The following is a 4,275-nucleotide window of genomic DNA, read 5'->3' as shown; positions in this document are numbered from 1 at the left end:
TATCGTGTTTTTCATGAAATGCGCACTTACGACTTGGATTTGATCCAAGTCAAAGTTTGCGTAAGGGGATACCCCTTAACCCCAAAAAATTGCTACGCAATTTTTTAAAAGCAAAAGCAAAACCATCACAAGGCTAAGGCATGGCAATTTATCACTGTACGACTAAGACCGTTAACCGAAGTTCGGGACGAACTGCGGTAGCATCTATGGCCTATCGTGCAGGAGAAAAATTGACAGATGAACGGACAGGGTTAACGCACGACTTCACGAGAAAAGAAGGTGTGGTGTATACAGAGATTCTTTCTAACTTGGATACTGAATTAGACCGAAGCAAAGTTTGGAATCTTGCGGAAAAATCAGAAAATCGGAAAGATGCCCGAACCGCACGTGAATGGGTGATTGCTCTACCGGACGAGCTGGATGAAGAACAGCGAAAAGAACTAGCAAGAGAGTTTGCTCAATCTTTAGTAGACCGTTATGGGGTGGTTGCAGATTTAGCGATTCATGCACCTAGCAAAGGTGGAGATGATAAAAACCATCATGCACATATCTTACTGACAACTCGCAAAGCAGAATTAGATACTGAAAATAAACTGGTTCTCACTCAAAAATCGGAAATTGAGTTAAGTAACACCAAAAGAAAAAGCTTAGGCATGGGAACAAGCCAGGAAGAAATTAAACAGATTCGAGCCACCTGGGCAAACTTAGCCAATCATGCTCTGGAATATGCAGGGTATCGGGAAAGAATCGACCACCGCAGTTATGCCGATCAAGGTAATCAGCTACAAGCCACCATACATGAAGGCAGTAAAGTCACCCAGATGCGCAGAAAGGGCATAGATACTGAAATTAGCCGTTTCAACGACACGATCAAACAGCAGAACAGTCAACAGCTCCAATACAAACAACAGCACAAGGAACAGACCTTAGAACAGGGTTTCAACCGTGTTGAAAAAGGCTTTGAGCAATGGAAGAAAGATCAGGAAGCTAAACGCCTAGAACTGGAACATAAAAAGCAGTTAAAGCTACAGCAAGAACAAGCGATGAAGCTGAAACAACGCAAAAGCATGAATAGAAATGGGCCTTCCCTATGAGCAATCAAAACGATTTAGACGACCAGTTATATATTTTATTGGCATCCATGAAGGAATACAGGGAAGCCATAGCAGATGATAACAAGCGATTAGAGACGTTTTACAATAAGGTAGCTAGTGGAGTACTAGAACAGAGCAAAAAGACCCTAAATAACGCAAATCAGGAAGCTACACGTGCCCTTCAAGGTCGTATTCAGGAGTTAGATAAAGCCACCGATAAATTGAACTACAGATTTATTGCCTTGTTGTGTGCAATTTTCCTTAGTCTGGTATTAGTTTTCCTGTCTTTTATATTTTTATTTATTCCAAGTTTTGATGAGATCAAACAACGTCGTGCTGAAGCAGCTTGGCTAGATCAAAGCTATAAACTCGATATTAAAAACTGTAATGGTAAATCATGCGTCCGAGTTATGAAAAATGACTGTCATGGAACGAATAAGGATTACTGTGTTATTGATCCTAAATAATACCAACTAAATACTTTGCTTGGTTCTTCTAGAAATCTTGTCGATACCGACTAGCGCAAAGTGGCTCGACTTTGAGATATAGCAATAGCCATGTCTCAAAGTATCGAGCTTTACTTTTTATTTTGCTTATCAGATTTTATATTTTCGCAATGTTTTAAAAAATTGGTTTTAAATCCAGTTTTTTTTTTGTAAAGTAATTGCTAATATTTGTTAATAAATGTGTAATTGCTAAATATAATTTTAGTGTTATTAACCATGGATTTATATCTTATAGCTATACTTTTATTACTTATATTAGCCGTTTGGTTGATCTATTCATTATATAAAGAATGGAGGGATGATCCTTTCAACAATAAGAGGTAATATTAAGGTAGCATCTGCACCCTATACAAAAAGTGTAAAAATTCAATTCTGTAGTTTCTTTTTTGCCCAACCTCCCCAAGGTGGGCTTTTTTTTTATGATTTTTCACGTTCCACGCCTATTATTTAAGCAATGTTTCACAACTTTGATTAGCTCCATTAAATAATTAAAACCTAGATAATAAGAACCGAGCGAGTGTCTACGAGCGATTGAGCATCATCAAAATTTCACGCTCGTCTTTTCTCTGATTACAAGCTCCCTTTCGATTTTAAACGGTAGGTACAGAGCATCCCGAATGGGTGCGAACTTTGGAGCTTTTGCTTTTCAAAAAGTATGAGCGAAGCGAATACATTACCAATGCTTTTTCTTTTAGATTTCACAAACAGGATTAACCAAAAACTGCCCCACGAAGCGAGGAACGAGCTTCAATAGAGTACGAGCTTTAGCGAGTACATAGGGCAGTTTGTACTCCCCTCTCGAAAGGCTTTTAATTATTTTTAAAGCTTTTAAATGCTTTTAGGAAGGGTGAAAGCATTGGTATACGTGAATTTCAGAAGGCATAAACGGACAGTAGCTCTTATATAAACGGACAGTAGCTCTTATATAAACGGACAGTAGCTCTTATATAAACGGACAGTAGCTCTTAATTAAAGGACATTAAATAAGTTGACCTTAAAAGGATATTGGAATACATTGTCTTTTAATTCAATAATAATAAGGACTGTTTTATGAAGAACAGTTTAGTTGTGAAAGATAATGCTTTAATCAATGCCAGTTATAACTTGGAATTAACAGAACAGCGTCTGATTATGCTTGCCATCATTAATGCCAGAGAATCAGGGCAGGGCATCACAGCCGATAGCAAGTTGGAAATTCATGCTAGTGATTATGCAAAGTTGTTTAATGTATCCATTGATGCTTCGTATAAAGCCCTTAAAGAAGCAGTGAATAACTTATTTAACCGTCAGTTTAGCTATACAGCCGAATATAAAAGAACAGGGAAAACTGGTGTTGTACGTTCACGTTGGGTTAGCCGTATTTTTTATGTTGATGATTTAGCATTACTAGAAATAACTTTTGCTCCTGATGTTGTCCCACTGGTAACACGCTTAGAAGAACACTTCACAAGCTACCAAGCCAAACAAGTCGCACACTTAACAAGTAAGTACGCTACTAGGCTTTATGAGCTTCTTATAGCTTGGCGTGAAGTCGGTAAAGTGCCACAAATAGAAATTAGTACTTTTAGAAATAGACTAGGACTTTTAGAAAATGAGTACACAGCAATGAGTGACTTTAAAAAGCGTGTACTAGAGCCTTCTATTAAGCAGATCAATGAACATACAGATATTACCGTGACGTATGAACAGCATAAAAAAGGACGTTTAATTTCAGGCTTTTCATTTAAGTTAAAACAGAAGCAACAGCCAAAAATTGAAGTTAAGCGTGATCCCAATACACCTGACTTTTTTATCAAAATGACTGATGCCCAACGTCATTTATTTGCCAATAAAATGTCTGAAATGCCTGATATGAGTAAATATTCGCAAGGAACAGAAAGCTACCAACAATTTGCTATTCGTATCGCTGATATGCTTTTAGAGCCTGAAAAATTTAGAGAGCTTTATCCTTGCTTAGAAAAAGCTGGATTTCAGCCAGCTTAAAACTAACTAGGTTCAATAGCGGTTAGTAAGGCTAGTATCGTAACCTGCTGGATAACCGTTAAGCCCTACATTCGTAACCTTGCGATCACTATCAAAATCTGGCTCCCAATCTTCATCTTCTGTGTGAAGTTGCTCGTATGATGGATTGTAGAAAATATCTGCTAGTTCAATATATTGGTCACTAGACTCATCGACTCCCATAATTAAGAGCCATGTGCCATTTACTTCTTTAATAGAGGTAAATCCATTCATGTTTTTAAGAAATTTTTTAGAAAAACTATCTGCCTCCTCAAATGACTTAAATTCCTTTTCAAAAGTATCGTATTTTTTTTCTTGAACTTCATTAATAGGAGGTAAGTTAAAAAGCTGTCTATCTCTATTTTCTATTAAATATTCGTTGAGTTCAGCGAGTATTTTTTCTTTGTTAGCTTCATTCTGCATTTTCTTAATTAAATAAGAACCGAGCAAAATTTTACGCCGAGTATCATCTTTTCGTTGCTGTTCTTTTTGCTTGGTACGTTCTCTTGCTTCGATAGCCTGTTTACGAGCCTTTAACTGTTTCAGCTTCTCTAACTGGGCTTCGATTTTCTTTTCAAGAGTTTCAGCAGCTTTTGTCATGATTCAGATTTCGGGATATAGAAAACCACTCAAGCATAAGGCCCTATGAATTGAAATTCAAGCGGGCTATATGC

The 4,275-nt window shown here is 37.3% G+C and carries 3 protein-coding genes and 1 pseudogene; 3 read left to right on the top strand and 1 reads right to left on the bottom strand.

The annotated features are described in order from the left end of the window. Positions 1-140 precede the first annotated feature (140 nt). From mobQ to repM, 3 genes are all read left to right on the top strand, one after another. On the top strand, positions 141-1,094 hold the full coding sequence (gene mobQ / locus MJX77_RS19310; protein ID WP_252061395.1) for a MobQ family relaxase: 954 nt from the start codon (positions 141-143) through the stop codon (positions 1,092-1,094). After that, a complete protein-coding gene (locus MJX77_RS19305; RefSeq protein ID WP_252061391.1) occupies positions 1,091-1,561 on the top strand; it encodes a hypothetical protein in 471 nt (156 codons plus the stop codon). The genes mobQ and MJX77_RS19305 overlap by 4 nt, the downstream gene beginning before the upstream one ends. A gap of 1,089 nt (positions 1,562-2,650) precedes the next feature. After that, entirely contained in the window at positions 2,651-3,583 is a 933-nt protein-coding gene (repM, locus tag MJX77_RS19300) for a replication initiation protein RepM (protein ID WP_252061415.1), read from the top strand. Between the two features lie 345 nt (positions 3,584-3,928). On the opposite strand, the pseudogene MJX77_RS19295 reads toward repM, so the two are convergent. After that, positions 3,929-4,201: pseudogene (locus MJX77_RS19295) on the bottom strand (DUF8583 domain-containing protein); the annotation flags it as partial. Between the last annotated feature and the right edge of the window lie 74 nt (positions 4,202-4,275).

Source organism: Acinetobacter sp. AHP123 (assembly GCF_023757925.1).
Lineage (GTDB): Bacteria > Pseudomonadota > Gammaproteobacteria > Pseudomonadales > Moraxellaceae > Acinetobacter > Acinetobacter oleivorans.
Note: the sequence above shows the minus strand (reverse complement) of the source record. Positions and strands in the feature narration are given on the sequence as shown.

What these genes read in the sequence shown, in the direction of transcription:
- mobQ (WP_252061395.1), top strand. Translation starts at nt 141, where the DNA reads ATGGCAATTTATCACTGTACGACTAAGACCGTTAACCGAAGTTCGGGA.
- MJX77_RS19305 (WP_252061391.1), top strand. Translation starts at nt 1,091, where the DNA reads ATGAGCAATCAAAACGATTTAGACGACCAGTTATATATTTTATTGGCA.
- repM (WP_252061415.1), top strand. Translation starts at nt 2,651, where the DNA reads ATGAAGAACAGTTTAGTTGTGAAAGATAATGCTTTAATCAATGCCAGT.